The sequence below is a fragment of the Pallidibacillus thermolactis genome (assembly GCF_025660415.1).
GTDB classification, from domain to species: domain Bacteria; phylum Bacillota; class Bacilli; order Bacillales; family Caldibacillaceae; genus Pallidibacillus; species Pallidibacillus thermolactis.
Window position 1 is genome coordinate 1 of sequence record NZ_JAOUSE010000013.1, and the last position, 20,884, is coordinate 20,884.

22 protein-coding genes and 2 pseudogenes are annotated in these 20,884 nt (G+C 33.6%); 22 read left to right on the forward strand and 2 right to left on the reverse strand.

The features are described 5' to 3' along the window. Positions 1 to 172 precede the first annotated feature (172 nt). Positions 173 to 556 (reverse strand): rhodanese-like domain-containing protein, encoded by a 384-nt coding sequence (locus OEV82_RS06345; protein WP_173657836.1) that lies wholly within the window; start codon positions 554 to 556, stop codon positions 173 to 175. Positions 557 to 1,089: 533 nt separating this feature from the next. Between OEV82_RS06345 and OEV82_RS06350 the strand changes: the two are divergent. From OEV82_RS06350 to OEV82_RS06375, 6 genes and pseudogenes are all read left to right on the forward strand, one after another. After that, positions 1,090 to 1,878 (forward strand): annotated as a pseudogene (locus OEV82_RS06350) (ribonucleotide reductase N-terminal alpha domain-containing protein); the annotation flags it as partial. A 524-nt stretch (positions 1,879 to 2,402) separates the two neighbouring features. After that, a pseudogene (locus OEV82_RS06355) lies at positions 2,403 to 4,172 on the forward strand (vitamin B12-dependent ribonucleotide reductase); the annotation flags it as partial. 629 nt (positions 4,173 to 4,801) lie between these two features. Further along, positions 4,802 to 4,936: a hypothetical protein gene (locus OEV82_RS16085; protein WP_317634301.1), complete on the forward strand. Its 135-nt coding sequence runs from the start codon at positions 4,802 to 4,804 to the stop codon at positions 4,934 to 4,936. Positions 4,937 to 4,987: 51 nt separating this feature from the next. Beyond that, positions 4,988 to 6,022 (forward strand): MFS transporter, encoded by a 1,035-nt coding sequence (locus tag OEV82_RS06365; protein WP_407672749.1) that lies wholly within the window; start codon positions 4,988 to 4,990, stop codon positions 6,020 to 6,022. Positions 6,023 to 6,542: 520 nt separating this feature from the next. Next, positions 6,543 to 6,920 (forward strand): DUF4181 domain-containing protein, encoded by a 378-nt coding sequence (locus OEV82_RS06370; protein WP_263061353.1) that lies wholly within the window; start codon positions 6,543 to 6,545, stop codon positions 6,918 to 6,920. A gap of 655 nt (positions 6,921 to 7,575) precedes the next feature. After that, positions 7,576 to 8,460, forward strand: a complete 885-nt coding sequence (locus OEV82_RS06375) for a patatin-like phospholipase family protein (protein ID WP_173657758.1) — start codon at positions 7,576 to 7,578, stop codon at positions 8,458 to 8,460. 28 nt (positions 8,461 to 8,488) lie between these two features. Here the strand turns inward: OEV82_RS06375 and OEV82_RS06380 are convergent, their stop codons facing one another. Beyond that, positions 8,489 to 8,851: an SA1362 family protein gene (locus OEV82_RS06380; protein WP_263061354.1), complete on the reverse strand. Its 363-nt coding sequence runs from the start codon at positions 8,849 to 8,851 to the stop codon at positions 8,489 to 8,491. Positions 8,852 to 9,207: 356 nt separating this feature from the next. Between OEV82_RS06380 and OEV82_RS06385 the strand changes: the two genes are divergently transcribed. The 16 genes from OEV82_RS06385 to folD all read left to right on the forward strand — a co-directional run bounded on the left by OEV82_RS06385 (position 9,208) and on the right by folD (position 20,783). After that, positions 9,208 to 9,720 (forward strand): YqhR family membrane protein, encoded by a 513-nt coding sequence (locus OEV82_RS06385; protein WP_173657760.1) that lies wholly within the window; start codon positions 9,208 to 9,210, stop codon positions 9,718 to 9,720. 57 nt (positions 9,721 to 9,777) lie between these two features. Beyond that, positions 9,778 to 10,839, forward strand: a complete 1,062-nt coding sequence (locus tag OEV82_RS06390) for a M24 family metallopeptidase (RefSeq protein ID WP_173657761.1) — start codon at positions 9,778 to 9,780, stop codon at positions 10,837 to 10,839. A gap of 18 nt (positions 10,840 to 10,857) precedes the next feature. Beyond that, on the forward strand, positions 10,858 to 11,415 hold the full coding sequence (gene efp / locus OEV82_RS06395; RefSeq protein WP_173657762.1) for an elongation factor P: 558 nt from the start codon (positions 10,858 to 10,860) through the stop codon (positions 11,413 to 11,415). Between the two features lie 194 nt (positions 11,416 to 11,609). Next, positions 11,610 to 12,536, forward strand: a complete 927-nt coding sequence (gene spoIIIAA, locus OEV82_RS06400) for a stage III sporulation protein AA (RefSeq protein WP_173657763.1) — start codon at positions 11,610 to 11,612, stop codon at positions 12,534 to 12,536. Further along, positions 12,533 to 13,048: a stage III sporulation protein SpoIIIAB gene (gene spoIIIAB, locus OEV82_RS06405; RefSeq protein WP_173657764.1), complete on the forward strand. Its 516-nt coding sequence runs from the start codon at positions 12,533 to 12,535 to the stop codon at positions 13,046 to 13,048. Before spoIIIAA ends, spoIIIAB begins: the two co-directional genes overlap by 4 nt. 24 nt (positions 13,049 to 13,072) lie before the next feature. Next, entirely contained in the window at positions 13,073 to 13,279 is a 207-nt protein-coding gene (gene spoIIIAC, locus OEV82_RS06410; protein WP_173657765.1) for a stage III sporulation protein AC, read from the forward strand. 14 nt (positions 13,280 to 13,293) lie between these two features. Then, a complete protein-coding gene (gene spoIIIAD / locus OEV82_RS06415; protein ID WP_173657768.1) occupies positions 13,294 to 13,683 on the forward strand; it encodes a stage III sporulation protein AD in 390 nt (129 codons plus the stop codon). Between the two features lie 36 nt (positions 13,684 to 13,719). Next, positions 13,720 to 14,937, forward strand: coding sequence for a stage III sporulation protein AE (spoIIIAE, locus tag OEV82_RS06420; RefSeq protein WP_173657766.1), 1,218 nt, complete (start codon positions 13,720 to 13,722; stop codon positions 14,935 to 14,937). Between the two features lie 13 nt (positions 14,938 to 14,950). Further along, positions 14,951 to 15,592: a stage III sporulation protein AF gene (gene spoIIIAF, locus OEV82_RS06425; RefSeq protein WP_263061355.1), complete on the forward strand. Its 642-nt coding sequence runs from the start codon at positions 14,951 to 14,953 to the stop codon at positions 15,590 to 15,592. Continuing rightward, positions 15,585 to 16,235, forward strand: a complete 651-nt coding sequence (gene spoIIIAG, locus OEV82_RS06430) for a stage III sporulation protein AG (RefSeq protein WP_263061356.1) — start codon at positions 15,585 to 15,587, stop codon at positions 16,233 to 16,235. The genes spoIIIAF and spoIIIAG overlap by 8 nt, the downstream gene beginning before the upstream one ends. A 64-nt stretch (positions 16,236 to 16,299) precedes the next feature. Beyond that, a complete protein-coding gene (locus tag OEV82_RS06435; RefSeq protein WP_263061377.1) occupies positions 16,300 to 16,845 on the forward strand; it encodes a SpoIIIAH-like family protein in 546 nt (181 codons plus the stop codon). 183 nt (positions 16,846 to 17,028) lie between these two features. Next, entirely contained in the window at positions 17,029 to 17,559 is a 531-nt protein-coding gene (gene accB / locus OEV82_RS06440) for an acetyl-CoA carboxylase biotin carboxyl carrier protein (protein ID WP_263061357.1), read from the forward strand. 11 nt (positions 17,560 to 17,570) lie between these two features. Then, the gene (accC, locus tag OEV82_RS06445; protein ID WP_263061358.1) at positions 17,571 to 18,929 is read left to right on the forward strand and encodes an acetyl-CoA carboxylase biotin carboxylase subunit; all 1,359 of its coding nucleotides are present in this window, start codon (positions 17,571 to 17,573) and stop codon (positions 18,927 to 18,929) included. A 13-nt stretch (positions 18,930 to 18,942) separates the two neighbouring features. Continuing rightward, positions 18,943 to 19,335 (forward strand): Asp23/Gls24 family envelope stress response protein, encoded by a 393-nt coding sequence (locus tag OEV82_RS06450; RefSeq protein WP_173658302.1) that lies wholly within the window; start codon positions 18,943 to 18,945, stop codon positions 19,333 to 19,335. A gap of 174 nt (positions 19,336 to 19,509) precedes the next feature. After that, complete coding sequence (gene nusB, locus OEV82_RS06455; RefSeq protein ID WP_173658303.1) at positions 19,510 to 19,905, forward strand: transcription antitermination factor NusB; 396 nt, start codon at positions 19,510 to 19,512, stop codon at positions 19,903 to 19,905. Positions 19,906 to 19,925: 20 nt separating this feature from the next. Beyond that, complete coding sequence (gene folD / locus OEV82_RS06460; protein ID WP_263061359.1) at positions 19,926 to 20,783, forward strand: bifunctional methylenetetrahydrofolate dehydrogenase/methenyltetrahydrofolate cyclohydrolase FolD; 858 nt, start codon at positions 19,926 to 19,928, stop codon at positions 20,781 to 20,783. The last annotated feature ends 101 nt before the right edge of the window (positions 20,784 to 20,884 follow it).

The following is a 20,884-nucleotide window of genomic DNA, read 5'->3' on the forward strand; positions in this document are numbered from 1 at the left end:
TGGACATGGAAAAGACCATGTCCAGCCTAAATAAGATAAGAATCTTAGAAAATGATGAGCAAAAAAAGACAAATCCCAACTCAAATGAAGCATTTGAGTTGGGGTTTGTCGACAGTCTGAAACCTTCAGTTAGAAAACTGAAGGTCTTTTTTACTCGTTTATATTATAGATTTTATTTACCAACTTTAATTTTACCTGTCCATTTTTTAAAGCCACCCTGAAGTTGATAAAGCTCTTTGCATCCATTTTTATATAAGATCTGTGCAGCTCTGCCACTACGAGAAGTATTTTGGCAATATAAGTAGACTGGTTTATCTGTTCTTATTTCTTTTAAACGCATTTTTAATTGTGTTAATGGAATGTTTCTTGCCCCGAGAATATGCCCTGACTCAAATTCATTCGGTTCACGAACATCGATTAATTGGGCTTTACGATATCCTTTTATAAACTCATCTTGTGTTAAAACAGTAAGAATACGTTTTTGTTGAAGTTTATTAAATGCCCACCAAGCAAAGATAGCAATAATGATTGCTAGTAAAATGAGAAATGACGTCATTATTGTTCCCCTTTCTAAAACATATACGCTAATAAATATTATATATCTAAATACTGTTTTAGCAAACGAAAATATTATTTAATCATAATTTATTTTCATTGCAAATGAAATTTCATTGAAACGAGAAGAGGCTGCATAAATACAAGGGATTCGAGAAATATATTCTCAAATTTTTTAAACCAATGATGAGTTTTTTTATCGATTGTTAAAAAAATATGTTAGAATGAAAAAGTTAGTATTTAAACCGATAAAAAAATAGATGACTATGAAGTAATCAAATATCTAGCAAAAACTTATTTTCAATGTGGTGCCTTCGTAAAATTCCTTCCAAAATAAAATATTTTCCTTTTAAAAGATGAAATTATTGACAAAATTTATGAAATATGCATCCAAACACAATATATAGTGTATATAAAAATGTTTTTGCACTATATATTGATTTGTGATTGTTGTTATGTTATCTTTAGGTTACAAATTAATAGACAGCTAGAAGATGCAGAGTGATTTTTTTATTGTGTAAAGGAGATGGATGTATGGCGGTAACAATGACGAATCAGCCACAGATTAACGTGAAAAAATTAAATGAAGCAATACGACTCTTCCCACAAGTATTTCCGATTACAGAAGATATGCACATCACATATAAAGGTGTCTCGAGACTTGTAATGTTGGATCGCTATTCTTTTAAAGATACTGAAAAGTTAACTTTAACAGAAGGCGATTTTGTTGTGTTAACGATCAAAGAAGATACAAAGTTCCCTGCTCGTGGACTAGGATTCGTTCTACATATTGATTGGGAGGGAAATAAGGCACGAGTTTTAGTTGACGAAGAATATCGGAATATTTTAGAAGACCCGGAAGAAGCAGAATCAGGTATTATTACACGTTCACTAGATGTAATTGAAAAACCGCTTGAAGTATACTACGAACAAATTGCGAAAAGAAATGCGGCTGGACTGGCAGAAGTAGAAAAGACGCCTGAATTACGAGAAGAATGGTTTCATAAGTTTTATCAAGAACTTGTACAACTCAACTTTGTTCCGGCAGGTCGCGTTCTCTACGGTGCTGGTTCTGGAAAAGAAGTAACCTACTTTAATTGTTATGTTATGCCATTTGTACATGACTCTCGTGAAGGGATTTCTGAACATCGGAAAAAGGTAATGGAAATTATGAGTCGTGGCGGTGGTGTAGGCACGAATGGTTCTACGCTACGACCTAGAAATACATTAGCTAGAGGAGTTAATGGTAAATCAAGTGGTTCAGTATCGTGGTTAGATGATATCGCCAAATTAACTCATTTAGTTGAGCAAGGCGGATCCCGTTGAATAAACGGCGGGATTAAAATCTCGCGAATTGCTGGGACACCCTTAGAGCTATCTTCACCACAACGTGACTGGTGACAGTGAGCGTGATGGTTTAAAAAGAAGATAGATTGGGCAATCAGCAGCGAAGCATCTCTGGAAACGGAGATGAACGTTCAACGACTATTGAAATTTCCTAAGGTTCCCAATAGCAAACGATAAAAAGGGAATGGGAACTATGGAAAGAGTAAACCATAACAAACGGCAACGTGGTTATGGGGCGCGAGACAAAGAAGAAATAATCGAATCAATGATAAATCTTAATGATAGTTATAGCCAAGTTGATATAGCTAAAATATAAGTCGTGGAAGGATAAAAATTTAAAATGAGGAATTACATTATCAAGCTATATCAACATGGAGAAAAAAGCTGATTCGAAAGTTTACAAATTTTCTTCTTTGATGAGATAGTCTGATCTCATACGAAAGTATGAGAGGATGGCAGAAATGACCATCCCCGTTCAATATTAATGAACGAGTAACAAAAAGCGTGGAGCTCAAATGATTATGCTAGCAGATTGGCATCCAGATATTATTGAATTCATAATTTCAAAAATGCAAAATCCTCGTATTTTACGGTTTTTAATCGAAAATGCGAAGGATGAACAAATTATTCGTCTTGCTCAAGAAAAATTAAAATTTACTCCGCTAACTGAAAAAGAACGAACAATGTATCAAAGCATTGTTAATTTCAAACATATTCCAGGTTATGGTGGTTTTACAGAAGAAATCATTAAAGATGCCGAAGAAAAATTGCGTGATGGCGGAACTTACGATGTCAATAATCCAGAATTTTTAACAGGAGCCAATATTTCGGTTTGTTTAACAAAAGAATTTATGGAAGCTGTTGAAAATGATGGAGAATATGAACTTCGTTTTCCTGATGTTGAAAAATATAATCAAGAGGAAATGAAGATTTACAATGAAAAATGGCATGAAGTTGGTGATGTTCGCGAGTGGGAAAAAATGGGGCATAAAGTTCGCACATACCGTAAAATAAAAGCTCGTGAATTATGGCAATTAATTAATATATGTGCAACTTATTCAGCAGAGCCTGGAATTTTCTTTATCGATAATGCAAACGACATGACAAATGCGAAAGCATACGGACAAAAAGTTGTTGCGACAAATCCTTGTGGTGAGCAACCTCTTGCACCTTATTCAGTCTGCAACCTAGCAGCGATTAACTTAGCAAATATGGTAAACAAGGAAACGAAGGAAGTTGACTTTGAAAAATTAAAACAAACAGTTAAAGTTGGTGTTCGTATGCAAGATAATGTCATTGATGCGACCCCATATTTTTTAGAAGAAAATAGAAAACAAGCTCTTGGCGAACGTCGTGTTGGACTAGGTGTTATGGGATTAGCAGATCTGCTCATTTATTGTGAAAAGGTTTATGGCTCACAAGAAGGAAATGAACTTATTGATAAAGTGTTTGAAACAATTGCAACTACAGCTTATAGAGAGTCTGTTGAATTGGCTAAAGAAAAAGGGAGCTTTCCATATTTAACAGGTGAAACAGAAGACGAAACAATCGCATTACGAAAAGCCTTTATCGAAACAGGCTATATGAAAAAAATGCCAGAAGATATTAAAGAGGCTATAGTAGAACATGGAATTCGTAATTCGCATTTGTTGACGGTAGCCCCGACTGGATCTACAGGTACAATGATTGGTGTCTCGACAGGACTTGAGCCTTACTTCTCCTTTAAATATTATCGCAGTGGCCGTTTAGGGAAGTATATTGAAGTGAATGCGGAAATTGTTCAGGAATATTTAGACAATCACTCAGAAGCTTCCGCTGACAATTTACCAAAATGGTTTGTATCAGCAATGGAATTAACACCTGAAGCACATGCAGATGTTCAATGTGTTATCCAACGATGGGTAGATAGTTCTATCAGTAAAACAGTTAATGCGCCAAAAGGATATACCGTAAGACAAGTACAAAAAGTCTATGAACGCTTGTATAAAGGTGGAGCTAAAGGTGGTACTGTGTATGTTGATGGAAGTCGTGATACTCAAGTTTTAACTTTAACAGCAGAACAAGAATCAAATGAGATGGCGGAGGACGTTCAAACAGAAGAACCGATGGTTGTTATAGTAGATACGATTCAGGATGTCCGTTCTACCGACGTCACAGTAGGCTCAGAAATCGGTGATACTTGCCCAGTATGTCGTAAAGGTAAAGTCAAAGAGATCGGTGGTTGTAACACGTGTGACAATTGTGGTGTACAATTGAAATGTGGTTTATAAATTAGCTTATTCAGGTCAGCTGTAGGCTAGAAAAGAAGTCGCGATGTTTTGAAAAGTTGAAATGAAGTACCCCTTTGGACTATATTTGTCTAAAGGGGTGTTTTTTAACGGGAACATGGGTTATTTTAGATTTAGAAAAAAATTACTTTTATATTTCTGAATTCTCTGAATTTGTTATTTTCATATTGTTATTGGTAATGAATTAGGGATTAAACATTCTACAAATCCAAAAACGAATAAACCAGTTGTAATGACTATAGATTTTCTATTAACAATAGATAAGGATAATAGTTTAATTGATGTTGCAAGAACGATAAAGTGGAACGATGTATTATTGAAAGACCTTGTTGTTAGGAAATTTTAAATTGATAGATTTTGTTGGAAAATAAGAGGGGTGATAGGGGAATTGTAACGGAAGTAAGTTAAATGACCTAGAAGAGCTAATTTTCCCTTATTTCTCAGAGCACGAATTTTATTCTTAATATTGTATTATGCACCATTTTATGAAGATCTTCACGCTTATAAACAAACAAGCATTTATCGCCAGTGAAAAAGTGCGTCAGTGTATAAGTAGTTAAGGAAGTAGGGAAATCTTGGTCGAAATGAGGAATTAAATGAAGTACACTTTGATGGGGTGGAAAAACCCGGCGATTTTATTATTATCTATTGGTTTTTCTAGTATAGGAGACTTTATTTATTTAGTTGCAATTAATATTATTGTATATAAGTTAACAGGATCGGCAGCTGCAGTTGCAGGACTTTAGATAGTAGGTCCACTGACAAATATTTTTACAAAGTTCTGGACTGGGAGTTTTATTGATTATCGCAGCAAGAGAAAAGTAATTATTGTAACGTACATAGTCAGATCTGTTTTCATCTGCTTAATTCCATTCGCATCAAACATGGTATTTATATATGGAATTTTAGTTGTCTTAAGTGTGGCAAAAGCATTTTTTAATCCATCTTCGATGACGTATATTGCTATATTAGTTCCAAAAGAAAAAAGAAAACGTTTTAACTCTATTCAATCCTTTACTAGTTCTGGGGCGTTTATAATAAGACCAGCAATCGGTGGATCACTTATTTTCATAACCTCTGTTGAAATAACATTGTGGCTAAATGCTTTCTTCTTTCTGATTTCGGCAATTTTATTATTTTTTCTACCAGAAAAAGAAAACATTGATAAAGAATCAATTCCGACATTGACAATTACTCAAGTGATTCATGACTTTACGATTGTGAAGAAATTCATGGTCAACAATAAATATGTCTCTTTTGTTTATCTAGGTTATATTATGATTATGATTTTTTCTTTTGCCATGGATGCACAAGAAGTCGTTTTCACTCAACAAGTAGTAGGTCTTTCCGAACTTGATTATAGCTTATTAATTAGTATAACGGGAATCGGATCGGTTGTAGGAGCTTTTTTATTGTCAGTTTTCTCAAATAAATTCTCACTTAGATATATGATTTGTATCGGTCTAATCATGATGACTTTTGGTTATACAATCTATGCCTTTTCATGGTCTTTTACATCGATTGTTGTTGGTTTTGTAATCTTAGGTTTTTTTAATGTGTTTTTAAATGCAGGAATTATGACCTTCTATCAAAATAATGTTCCTACTCATGTAATGGGAAGAGTTACAAGTATCTATCAGTTCATCCAAAGTGTTGCTCAAGTAAAATTTCTTTTATTTATAGGTTTCATTGCAGATCTTATAAACTTACGACTTACAATAGTAGTGTTGGCACTAGTTATGCTGCTATCATCTTTTATTTTTTCAGTTTCAATATTGAAACCGAGTAAAAAGGGCTTTTATCAAGAAGATGATATAGAAAAGAGGAATTAAATTTATCATTATAATAAAATTGAGCCAGTACAGGGTGGTAACGTCCATCTGATTGTATTAACTATAGGAACTTCAATAGCTGGAAATTTCGTAAGTACAATGGACAAAATTTCGCATTTTACTCATCTTCTACCGTTCACATATTTAAACAGTGGAAAAATCATCAATGGCGAAATTGCTACTATACTCAATAACAATTCTATCGGGATAAGTTCAGGTGTCGTTGTATTACTATTTAGTTCACTTATTTTATATTTAATCGGAGTTTTCACTTTCAATAAAACAAACACATAAAAAGGATTCATTCTGCATATGAATCCAGAAAAAAATAATATAAAGCAAAGTTCCAATGATTTATTCAAAAGAATTTATATATAGCTCTCTAACTTAATTCAACTAACGGGGGACTTTAACAAAACACTTCACAATGGCGTCTTATCTGATTAAAGGGGAGGATTGTGATAAAATGTGTTGGAATTTTATGGTAAAATAAGTATACTATTTTAAAGTGGAGGAATTTATGGGCTTAGGTACAACAATTTTAGGACTGGTAATAATCTTTGTGTTCCAACTTCTAATATCAGAATATTTTGTTAGAAGATTGGACATCAAAAGAACAAAAATAGGAGTGTTCTCAAAAGGAAGAAAAAAAGGCTTTATTGCTGTTGAAATAATCCTTATGGTCTTATTCATAATTAGTCTTTATGCACTTTTTGACTATTTTCTTTATTCAGTTAGTCTTTCTATGACTATGTATTTCACATTAACATATTTGTTCCGAGGAATTGAAGAATGGGTTTATAAAAAAGAGAATAAAGACTATTTTCACGAATGGTTAGCTTCAATTACATCTTTAATTATGTTTTTATTTTTTATAGGTGACATGACTTTAAACTAACAGGGTACTTTTCTTAAATAAGGAAAAGTGCCTTTTTTTACTAACGGAAAATTACTTTAAGTAGGAAATCAAAACTTACTGGGATAAATAAATGGAGAGGTGTTTTTTATGAAAAAGATCATAATAGGATTATGCACAGTGTTAATTTATGGTACTCGATGAATTTAAAGGAAATGAAAATACAAACTGTATTGATAAAATGTTTTTTGATCAAGTTTTTGATGACATATAAGAGTAATATACTGTACACGGAATAGGGGTTAGTCCAGAAAAAGTCCTTACAGTTAGAATTGAAAAAACACAATAAAAGGAACAGGCTGAAAAATACTTTAGAGCTATTTTAAATGCTTATGGTATGAAAAGCTATAAACTTGAAGTATTTACTGATGATTTAGATTTACATTAAAGATATTGTGAAGTGATATAGTGAAACTAACGGGTGCGATTGTTGGTTGAAGATAAGCAGAGAAAATGATCTAACTATTTTTTAAAGCTACATCGGCAATTTGTCGATCTTTTTATCTAACATTTTATGCTCAAGAATAAAATAAAAAATTTATTTATAGATTTTAAAAAAACAGTTTGTCCGCTGTACTAAAACAAATAGACACAGATTACATATGAAATAATGAAGTACTTGTTGGAGGCGGATGAATTGGACATTGATGGCGTATTTTCTGGAGGAGGCATTAAGGGGTTAGCTTTTGTCGGTGCGTATCAAGAACTGGAAAAACGCGGTTATCGATTTAAAAGACTAGCAGGAACAAGTGCAGGATCTATTGTGGCTGCAATGATTGCTGCAGGATACAACTCTAAGGAAATGTTGGACGAATTAAATTCATTAGAAGCTGAAGAAATACTAGATGAACAACGTTCGATATTTCCATTTAAATTTATTAAATGGATACCGATCTATTGGAGACTAGGTCTTTACAAAGGGCAGGCATTAGAAAATTGGATTGATGAACGACTCAAAAAAAAAGGCGTCAAAACTTTCGGAGATTTGCCGCCTGGTGGTTTACGCGTGGTCGCATCAAATTTAACAAACGGGAAAATTTTAATCATACCTGATGATTTGTATAAATATAATATACCTTTCGAAAGTTTTTCTGTAGCTAAAGCGGTACGGATGAGTTGTAGTTTACCTTATTTTTTTGAGCCCGTACGTCTTAAAACGAGTGAAGGAAAGGTAATAATCGTAGATGGTGGTGTATTAAGTAACTTTCCTATGTGGCTATTTGATCAAGAAAATGTTAAAAAAATTCGACCTGTCCTTGGGCTAAAACTAAGTCCCGATTATAAGAATATACCACCGAATGAAATTAACAATGCACTACAAATGTTTGAAGCATTATTTACAACGATGAAAGATGCTCACGATGCTCGCTATATATCTAGGAAACACGAAAAAAATATTATATTTATACCAACGGAAGGAATTTTAACAACTGAATTTGGTTTAACCGAAGAGAAAAAACAGGAACTTGTAAATATTGGTAGAGAACAAACAATTAAGTTTTTACAAAAATGGACATATTAACTTTAAACCTTACTCACTTTTAGTATTGTCAATGAAGGGCACGATTCTTTTTCTTCCCTTTTTTTCCTTCGATAACCGTTAGATGAGTTGAAGATGCAGTTCGTTTCCGAATTGCATTTTTCTTTTTATATGTTGGTTGTTTCGTATTCCTTCTATATTTTCTTTTCGAAAATCGAGCTGCTTTTTGAAATGCTTTATGTTCCTTAGTAAAAATCGTACTACTTTTAAACACAAATTTTTTCATAATAAAATAAATGATACCGATGATTATTGCAGTAATAAGAATAAAACGGAAAAGCCACATCGGATCATTCATGAGAGTGATGAGTAAACCGATAAATGAGAACGATAATAAACTAACAAAAAGAATGTAGCCGATTTTATTATTCATGCTAACACCTCCTACATGCATCATGAGCAAAAATTCTTTATTTTAAACAAATATCTTTATTTTTATGAATTCTTTTTTATAATTCATAATTCCTTCTGTTTTGGAAAAATATTATGACGAAAAGTTTTTAATGTGTCGGAAGTTGTGGGATAGGAAAGCCCAAGGAATAGTTAAATCAATATTATTGAGGCGAGTATATGAGTTGATGTTAAGATTTAGTACAGAATTTCATATTTATATTCATTGTATTACGTATTTAATTTTATTTTACAAAAAAAAGGGCAAAACCTCTACAATAATTACCTGATTTATGTAAAACATGGATAAACGGGCATACTAATATTGGAGGTGTCGTCATGGCAGACAAAAAATTAGAACAAGATAAGCATGCAAAGCCATTATCACTTACTGCAATTGCCGCGATTACAGGCTTTTTTGGTGGAATATTTTGGGGATTCGTCGCTTTAATTGCCCATTTCTTTAAATTTTCAGAAATTAGCCCAACGACAATATTAGAGCCTTGGACGGTAGGAGAATGGAAAACAGGGTGGATCGGTATTGTTTTTTCATTATTATTACTTGGTGTATTAGGAATTGGTGTAGCATATATATATTATTTTACATTAAAAAAATATAATAATATTTGGGCAGGTTTACTATATGGTGCTGTTCTATTTGTGCTTGTCTTTTATGTATTAAACCCTCTTATTCCAACTTTAAATCACATTAATGAATTAAAGTTCAATACGGTAATAACCATGTTATGTATTTATTTATTATTCGGATTATTTATAGGTTATTCCATTTCCTATGAATACAATGAACAGCTAGAAAGAGAAAAAACGAAAGAGATAGAAAAAAGTAGGTAACCGGTTGAAATATATGGTAAAATATGTGTTGTGAATTTTATGTAGGGAGAGAGAAAAATGGTAAAATTAAATCGGTTGCGTACGACTTTTTCTAAATTTGATATTGATGCGCTACTCATAACAAATTTATACAATGTACGATATATAACAAATTTTACAGGCGATTCTTCAGTTGCGCTGATTACTGAAGAAGGAGCCTACTTTATTACCGACTCTCGTTATACTGAACAAGCAAAAGCTGAATGTATTGCTTTTGAAGTGATCCAACATCAAGGTTCGATTCCACATGAGGTAGCAAAGATTTGTAAGGAAAAAAACGTTAAACGTTTAGGTTTTGAAGAGAAAGATGTGACTTATGCACTCCATCAAACTTATGTCAAGGAATTGACCGCGGAATTTATTCCGATAACTGGTATTGTAGAAGAATTACGTCAAATTAAATATCCTGAGGAAATAAAGTTAATTAAAATTGCTGCAGATATTGCTGATGCTGCCTTTAAACATATTTTAGAATTTATCAAACCTGGTAAAACAGAATTGGAAGTTTCTAATGAATTAGAGTTTTTTATGAGAAAAAGTGGTGCAACATCTTCATCTTTTGACATCATAGTAGCCTCGGGTGCTAGATCTGCTCTCCCACATGGTGTTGCATCTGATAAAGTCATTGAAAAAGGCGATATGGTTACGCTAGATTTTGGTGCATTGTATAAAGGATATGTTTCTGACATAACGCGAACAATAGCGGTTGGCCAACCCTCTGATCAAATGAAAGAAATTTACGATATTGTTCTTGGGGCTCAACAAAAAGGAGTCGAAGAAATTCGTAGTGGTTTGACAGGAAAAGAAGCAGATGCCATTTGTCGTGATTATATAACTGAAAAAGGATATGGCCCTCATTTTGGTCATTCAACAGGACATGGTATCGGATTAGAAGTACATGAAGGTCCTGGTCTTTCTTTTCGCTCTGATACGGTTTTAAAGCCAGGCATGATTGTGACTTGTGAACCTGGCATATATATAGAGGGAATTGGCGGTGTTCGGATTGAAGATGATTTATTAATCACTGAACATGGAAACGAACCGCTTACACATTCAACAAAAGAATTAATCATACTGTAATTGGTAGGAGGATATTTTATGATTTCAGTAAACGATTTTAAAACTGGATTAACAATTGAAGTTGATGGTGGAATTTGGAGAGTGCTTGATTTCCAACACGTGAAACCTGGTAAAGGTGCAGCTTTTGTTCGGTCTAAATTAAAAAATTTACGCACAGGTAATGTACAAGAAAAAACATTTCGTGCGGGTGAAAAAGTAGAAAAAGCCCAAATCGATAATCGTAAAATGCAATATTTGTATGCTAGTGGCGATACCCATGTATTTATGGACATGGATAATTATGAACAAGTTGAATTGCAAGCATCACAAATTGAACATGAATTAAACTTTTTACAAGAAAATATGGAAGTACATTTAATTATGTTCCAAGGCGAAACATTAGGTGTTGAACTTCCAAATACAGTTGAATTAGAAGTGATAGATACTGAACCAGGTATTAAAGGAGATACGGCTTCAGGTGGTTCAAAACCTGCCAAATTATCAACAGGCTATGTTGTTCAAGTACCTTTCTTTGTTAATGTTGGCGACAAAATCGTTGTAAATACAAGTGATGGATCTTATGTATCAAGAGCATAATTTCGGTAGACTGTCCGATCGGACAGTCTATTTTTTTGAAAAAACTTTTCTATATGAATCTTTTCATACTAACTTCATAATATTTCTCTTCACAGTGCAGTAATTTCCCCAAATTGTAGTCATACTTTGTCCAAACATGAAATACATTTAAATAGAAAAGTAATCCAGAATCTGTCTATAGGAGAGGTTCGATCATGAAACAAATAATAGATCTATTACCATTATCCTTACGAGAACAATTTGAAAACCTGCCGAACAATCTTTTAGAAAAGATAGAAGAAATTCGGATTCGTATTTCTCGTCCAATTGAACTAATAAGTAATCGAGAAGTGATTTATCTCTCCTATGTTGTGAATCCTCATGATGCGGAACAATTATTAAACAAAATTAGTAAACATTCGTTTTATACGTTAGATGAAGAATTAAAAAGGGGATATATCACGATTGAAGGCGGGCATCGAATCGGACTAGCAGGAAAAGTGATTTTAGAAAAAGGAGATGTCAAAGCGATTCGGGATGTGGCTTCGTTCAACATACGAGTGGCAAAAGAAAAAATCGGTATTTCAGAAAAATGGTTACCATATATTTACCAATCAGATTGGAAAAGTACAATGATCATCGGTCCGCCGCAAACAGGTAAAACTACTTTATTAAGAGATCTTGCAAGAGTCATTTCAACAGGATGTAAAAAACCAAATATTCCGCCTCTTAAAGTCGGTATTATTGATGAAAGAAGCGAAATAGCGGGAAGTGTTGGAGGCGTGCCACAACTTACCTTTGGTGTTCGAGTGGATGTAATGGACTCATGTCCGAAGGCAGAAGGAATGATGATGATGATTCGATCAATGAGTCCCGATGTTTTAATAGTCGATGAGATTGGAAGAAAAGAAGACACCGATGCTATTTTAGAAGCAGTCAATGCAGGGATATGTTTAATGATGACGACCCACGGTGAATCTTATCAAGATATACAGAGAAGACCTATATTAAAGCCAATACTAGAACAAAAAATATTTAAACGCTTTATTGAATTATCACGAGGGAAGGGTCCAGGCAACGTTATCAGCATAAAAGATGAGAATGGAAATGAATTAGTACGAAGAGCGAGTGTTGTAACATGATCAAGATCATTGGTGCTATTTGTATAATCATTGCCACTAGCTGGATTGGCTTTGAAGCTTCTAAAGCATTAACAGAAAGAACGCGTCAAATACGTATATTAAAATCGGCTTTGCAAAGTTTAGAAGCAGAAATCATGTATGGACATACCCCATTACATGAAGCATCGCGAAGAATTGCAAAGCAAGTAGGAAGTCCGGTTAAAGACTTATTTGAATGTTTCGCCATGAATTTAATTAAAGGGGATACAACAGCAAGTAATGCTTGGGTTGAAGCCCTGGAGCACATTTGGAAACGAACAGCCTTTAAAACTACGGAATTGGAGATTTTAAAACAGTTTGGTGAAACTTTAGGTAAGCATGACTTAGTGCAACAACAAAAACAAATTCGATTAGCTTTAACTCATTTAGAACGTGAGGAAGAAGAGGCACGAGATAAACAAACATCCTACGGAAAGATGTTTCGGAATTTAGGGATACTAACAGGACTATTTATTATTATCTTGCTAATGTAGAGGTTTGGATTAGGGGGAAATGTGATGGGCATCGATGTGGATGTAATTTTTAAAATTGCCGGGGTTGGAATCATTGTTGCATTTTTAGTCACGATCTTAGATCAAGCAGGAAAAAAGGAATATTCCCAATGGGTAGTCCTCATTGGCTTTATTTATATTCTTTTTCAAGTAGCAACTATAGTCAATGATTTGTTTCAAAAAATTAAATCAGTATTTTTATTTAATGGTTAGAGGGGGGCTTTTCGATTGATATTTTACAAATCGTCGGAATTGGTTTAGTTGCCACCTTTTTAGCATTAATTTTAAAGGAACAAAAGGCGAATATCGCATTTCTTCTCATTGTATTTACGGGTTGTGTTATCTTTCTATTTTTAATCGATCAAATTTACATGATAATTCAAATGATAGAAAGAATTGCAATTAACGCCAATGTGAATTCAGTATATGTGGAAACTATTTTAAAAATCATCGGTATTGCATATATTGTGGAGTTCGCTTCACAAATTACGAAAGATGCGGGACAAGGTTCGATCGCTTCCAAAATAGAAATGGCGGGGAAAATTGTTATATTAGCAATGGCGGTGCCAATACTTACGATTCTAATCGAAATGATCATAAAAATGATTCCATCTTAAGATCTTCATAAATCACTCCTTTTTCGAGGTGAAAAGATGAGGCAAAGGATAGGGCATTTTTTTCTGTTTGTTGGAATCATCTTATTGTTTTTTACACCGGTTCCTACCGTTGCAAATACAAATGTTCCACAAGAACAATTAGATAATGACAAACAGCCTATTAATGCAATGGATTTAGTAAATGAACAAATCGATAACATGGATTTCCAAGAGATCGAAGGTTTCTGGAATAACATTATTCATGAATACGGAGGGTTCTTACCCGGAATTGAAAAACAAAGCATTGTTGAATATATTAAACAAGCTGGTGAATTCTCGTTTAAAGAATTAACGTTCGGAGCAATAAATTATATTTTTCACGAATTAATTCTGAATGGAAAGTTACTAGGTACATTAATTTTATTAACCGTATTAAGTATGTTCTTACAATCTTTACAAAATGCATTTGAAACAACAACGGTGAGTAAAATCGCATATGCAGTTATTTTTATGGTTTTAATGATACTTGCATTAAATAGCTTTCATTCAGCCATCTCATATGCATCGGATGCTATCCAACAAATGATCAATTTTACAATTGCCTTTATACCATTACTATTAGCATTAATTGCAACAAGTGGAAATATCATTTCCGCAGGTTTTTTTCATCCAGTCATTGTATTTTTAACTAATATTAGTGGAGTGTTTGTGGACAAGATTGTTTTACCATTATTATTTTTATCTGTTCTCCTAAGTATTGTAAGCACTCTTACAACTAATTATAAGGCAACGAAATTAGCCAGCCTTTTACGGAATTGGAGCGTTGGATTATTAGGTGTATTCATGACGGTATTTTTAAGTGTTGTTTCGATTCAAGGTTCTGTTACAGCCGTTGCTGATGGAGTTGCGATCAAAACAGCAAAGTTTGCAACGAGCAATTTTATACCTGTTGTTGGTCGTATGTTTACGGATGCTGCAGATACGGTTATTAGTGCCTCTGTTATCTTAAAAAATACAATTGGACTAGCTGGTGTCGGTATCCTTTTATTTCTCGTTTTATTTCCATCATTAAAAATATTAATGATTGCTTTTATTTATAAATTTTCAGCAGCACTTTTACAACCTTTAGGTGGAGGATCTATTATTCATTGTCTTGATATTATTTCAAAAAGTATTATTTATATTTTTGCTGCCTTAGGTATCGTATCCATCATGTTTTTCTTAAGTATCACGGTTATCATTTTAGCAGGAAATATAACGTTAATGGTTCGTTAAGGCAGGTGTCAGAATGGATTTTTTAACCGATTGGATTACAAATATTCTTTTGTTTATATTACTTGCTGTAGTAGTTGAACTATTATTACCTCAAACGTCTTTGCAAAAATATGTAAAAATGGTCATTGGTTTGTTACTCATTAGCATAATATTAAATCCTATTTTTAAATTGTTTTCTTCAGATCTTGAAGATCTAATAAAAAATGCAAACGTTTTATTTGAAAAAGATGTAAATACAAATATAGAAAATTCGATAGAAAATCAGAAAATAGATATACAAGCTGATCAAAATGCATATATTTTAGAACAAACGGCTGTCCAATTAGTAGAAATGACTGAAAAGGAGTTGATGGACACATTTAATTACCAATTTCGTAATGTAGAGCTTGTTGTAGATGAAAATTACCGTTCATATCTACAACCAGAAGATGTAATGGAAAATCTATTAAGTATTCAAGTTTCTTTACAAGAGGCAGCTGAAGAGAAACCAGTGGTTAAACAAATTGATGAAGTAAGGATTAATTTAAGTGAGCCATACGAAACCGAATTTAAGCCTGATATAGAACCAATCGCGCGTTTTCTTGCTGATAAGTGGGAGGTGGATAAAGAATTGCTTGCGATATCGTTTGAAAGGGGGCAGAACGAAAATGAGTGAGGATAAGGGGCCACTTCCATTTTTAAAAAAACTATTTTCCTCTGATGGAAAAGAAAAACAGAAATTGACAAAAAAACATTACTTTATAATTGTACTAGTTGTCGGAATAGCTTTTATGCTCATGAGCAATTTCTTTTCCAAAAACAATCATTTGTTATCAACACCCGTTCCTGTAGCAACAGAAGATGATGAAAAAATGGAGGAAGTCGAAACTTTTGGAAAAGCTTCTAGTCAACCATCTACAATGAAAGAATATGAGGAACATTACGAGAATCAATTAAAAGAAGCAATTGAAACAGCCGTCGGTGTTGAGGATGTAACGATTGTTGTCAACCTTGAATCAACCGAAAAAAAGATTTACGAGAAAAATACGATAAATAAAAAACAGACAACAAGTGAAACAGACACAAATGGTGGACAACGCGAGGTGGAAGATCATTCAATTGAAGAACAAATCGTGATTATACGTGAAGGAGATAAAGAAATCCCACTCGTTAGCGAAACAAAAAAACCTCAGGTAAGAGGAGTACTTGTTGTAGCAAAAGGTGCTGATAATATTCAAGTGAAAAAATCAATTATCGAAGCTGTTATGCGCGTATTAGATGTTCCAAGCCATCGTGTATCTGTGATGGCAAAAAAATAAAGTAAGAAGAACATTTCGATAAAAATTATGATTAATGAAATATTAAGTGGAGGGAGTATCATTGATGTTAAAAAAGCAAACTGTTTGGTTATTGACTATGTTGAGTTTAGTTGTCGTTTTATCTGTCTACTATATTACGGCAGAGCCAACCAAAAATAATCATGTGGCAAATATTGCAGAGGAAGAACAAAATGTAGAATCAAACGATGAAGGAACAAATACGACCATTACACAAGTGTCTAAAGATGAAGTTTTCGAAGAAATTCGACTTCAAAAAATGGATGAGCGTAGTCAAAAACTAGAAGAATTGCAACAAATGGCGGGTTCGAATGAACTATCTGCAGCTGAAAAAAGCGCTGCAAAGGATGAGATGCAACGCATACAGCAAATTGCGGATAAAGAAAAACTAGTGGAATCTTTAATTGTTTCAAACCTTGGTTATGAAGATGCCCTTGTGCAAGTTGAAGATGATGAAGTTTTAGTTACTGTTAAAGGCATGGAACCTACAAAAGCGAATGCCAATGAAATTATTAAGATAGTAAAAAAAGAAATTGGTAGCTCTTTTGTTTCGGTAGCCTACGATAATAATAATGATGAAGAAACAAAATAAAAAACGGATAGGATCAAATTTGTATGAACCGTTAAGATGAAAGCAAGTTTAATCAATAAAGATTAAACTTGCTTTCATTTTGTAAAGAATTTATTTACTTTCCTATTGGACTAAAATAAAATTATATCGTATAGTTTTAATAGCTAGTACTAATTTTTTAAGTTTACAATAAGGGGTGTCAATATGTTAAAAGTACAAGAAATACGTGAATTAATCAGACTTGTGGATCAATCTAGTATTGATGAATTTGATTATGAATATGACGGTTTAAAATTAACTATGAAAAAAAATAAATCAGTTGTTGTAAATGAGCAGCCTGTAACTCAGGAAACAGAATATGTTGCTCCTAGTGTAGCTCAAACAGTTGCACAATCAGTAGAACAACCTCAAACAGAATCTGAAAATGCAAAAGCTCAACCAAAAGTTGACGAAGTAGAAGAAAAAGAAACGACTAGTTCGATAAATGCAGATCACTTACATAAAATTACTTCACCTATGGTCGGTACCTTTTATCGTAAACCGAACCCTGATGCTGAACCATATGTAAAAGTTGGCGATAAAGTAAACTCAGACACGATTGTTTGTATTGTAGAAGCGATGAAATTATTTAACGAAATTGAAGCAGAAGTAGAGGGAGAAATTGTTGAAATTCTTGTTGAAGATGGCCAATTGGTAGAATTTGGTCAACCACTGTTTTTAGTGAAGACAAATTAAGAGGTGGTACTGTGTTAAAGAAAATATTAATTGCTAATAGAGGTGAAATTGCCGTACGAATTATCCGTGCTTGTAAAGAGCTTGGGATTGAAACGGTTGCGGTTTATTCAGAAGCAGATGGTGAAGCACTCCATGTTCAAATGGCGGATGAAGCAATTTGTATCGGCCCAAAACAATCTCAGGATAGTTATTTAAATATGGCAAATATTATTAGTGCGGCAACATTAACAGGGTGTGATGGAATCCACCCAGGGTATGGATTTTTAGCAGAAAATGAAAATTTTGCCAATCTAGTTAAAGAGTGTCAACTAACATTTATTGGACCAAGTGCAGAAGCCATTGGAAAAATGGGAACAAAAGACGTTGCCAGGGAAACAATGAGACAAGCCGGTGTACCTATCGTACCAGGTTCCGATGGGATTGTTGAAGATATCGATGAAGCAAAAAATGTGGCTTCAGAAATCGGGTATCCAGTGATTATTAAGGCTACAGCAGGCGGCGGAGGTAAAGGTATACGAGTCGCGTATAATGAAGAAGAATTAATTAAAGGTATTAATATTACTCAACAAGAAGCGTTAACAGCTTTCGGTAATCCTGGTGTATATTTGGAAAAATATATAGAGGACTTTCGTCATGTTGAAATTCAAGTATTAGCTGACAATTTCGGAAACGTCATTCATTTAGGTGAAAGGGATTGTACGGTACAACGAAGATTACAAAAACTAATTGAAGAGGCACCTTCTCCTGCATTAAATGATGAAATACGGAATAAAATGGGAGAAGCAGCTGTTAAAGCAGCCAAAGCTGTCAATTATACCGGTGCAGGTACCATTGAGTTTATATTTGATTATCGAAACAAACAATTTTATTTCATGGAAATGAATACAAGAATTCAAGTTGAGCATCCTGTTACTGAATTAATTACAGGCGTTGATTTAATAAAAGAACAGATTCGTATTGCAAGTGGAGAAACATTATCTGTTAAGCAAGAAGATGTTACTTTTAACGGTTGGGCAATTGAATGTCGAATCAATGCGGAAAATCCTGAGAAAAATTTTATGCCATCACCAGGAAAAATTAATGTATACTTAGTACCAGGGGGGTTAGGTGTACGTGTTGATTCTGCATGCTATCAAGGTTATACAATTCCTCCTTATTATGACTCAATGGTTGCTAAGCTTATTGTTCATGCGCCAACAAGGAATGAAGCAATCGATCGCATGCAACGTGCATTAGATGAATTTGTCATTGATGGCGTTCATACGACAATCCCATTTCATCAAAAAGTGTTACAACATCCTGCATTTGTAAGTGGAGAATTTAACACGAAATTTTTAGAAATGTATGATGTGATGAAAAATAATAAGTAAGGTGGTGTATTCTATGGCGGAAAATCATGCGTTAGAAATGGTGCAAGATGAATTAGGTAAAATTGAGATTGCCCCTGAAGTTATTGAAGTCATTGCTGGAATTGCTGCTTCTGAAATTGAAGGAGTAGCGACAATGAGAGGCAATTTTGCAGCTGGTGTGGCAGAAAGATTTGGTCGAAAAAATCATGGAAAAGGCATTCGGGTTGATTTATCTGAAAATCAAATTAAAATTGATGTCTATTGTGTTCTAAATTACGGTGTTTCTATTCCAAAAGTAGCTCAACAAATTCAAGATAATATTCGTCAAGCATTACTGAATATGACAGGACTAGAAACGGATGAAGTAAATGTCCATATCGTCAATGTCAACTTTGAAACTCAAGAAGATCATGACAATGATGAATAAAAAGCGTTTTCAAGCAGGAAACTTCTCCTGCTTTTTCTTATAAATTTTTTAAATTCAAGAGTTAAAAATACTTAACAAGATTTTCTTTTATAATAAAATTATGTTATTATTTTTTTGGATTTTTATTAATCATTAAAAACAATACTTTGTATATTCAGAAGGAGTTCGTCTTGTATGAGTAGAAAGGCAGCACGAGAGAAGGCATTACAAGCCTTATTTCAAGTGGATGTAGGGAAAAATAATCCAGATACGGTTTTAGAAAATTTAGTAGAAGAAGGATTTAGTGAAGAAGTTTTCTTACATCACTTGTTTTTTAATACTATTAATAACTTGGAAGAAATTGATCGAATTATCTCTGAACATTTAGAAAAATGGACATTAGAGAGATTAGCAAATGTTGATCGAAATGTTTTACGGCTTGCAGTTAGTGAAATGAAGTATACTGATGACGTTCCTTCTGCTGTCACTATAAATGAAGCAGTTGAATTAGGGAAACGATTCGGTGATGAGAAATCTGGAAGTTTCATAAACGGTGTTTTATCCAAAATTAAAGATGAATTAAAACGATAACATAATGGGAGGGGTATAACGTGTCTGGCCAAATCATCAGCGGAAAAGAAATTGCAGCAAAAAAACGCGAAGAAATTAAATTAAAAGTTAAAAAGCTAAAGGAAAAGGGGATTCAACCAGGGCTTGCTGTTATTTTAGTAGGCGATGATCAAGCAAGTGAACGTTATGTACGGAATAAACAGAAGGCTTGTGAAGAAGTAGGGATATATTCTCTTTTACAACGATATGATAGCCATATTACAGAAGCGTTTTTAATAGAAAAAATAAAAGAATTAAATCATAATCCTGATATACATGGGATTCTAGTCCAGTTACCTTTACCTAAACATATTGATCCGCAAATCGTGATAGAAACAATCAGTGCTGATAAAGACGTTGATGGTTTTCATCCGATTAATGTCGGAAAACTAGTGATTGGAGAAGACAGTTTTATACCTTGTACTCCTTTCGGCATTATGGTCATGCTTGAAGATATCAATTATGATCTAACTGGTAAAAGGGCGGTTGTTGTAGGTAGAAGTAATATTGTTGGTAAGCCGATGGGACAACTGTTGTTACAAAAAAATGCAACTGTAACGTATTGCCATTCAAAAACGGCTAACTTACCAAGTGTTACGAGAGAAGCTGATGTTTTGGTCAGTGCTGTTGGAATTGCAAATTTCATAACAGCTGAACATGTGAAAGAGGGAGCAGTTGTAATCGATGTCGGTATGAATCGTGATGAAAATGGAAAACTTTGTGGAGATGTATTATTTGAAGAAGTGAAAGATAAGGCTTCTTACATTACACCTGTACCAGGTGGTGTTGGGCCAATGACCATCACCATGCTTCTTGAAAACACATTAAAAGCAGCTGAAAAATTACAAAAAGTCAATTAAGAGAACGAATAGAGTAGCAGCTCCTTAATTTAGGTGACTGCTTCTCTTTTTTTTAGTAGAATGTAAGAAGTATAAGAGAATGAGCATTCATAAAAGTAAAG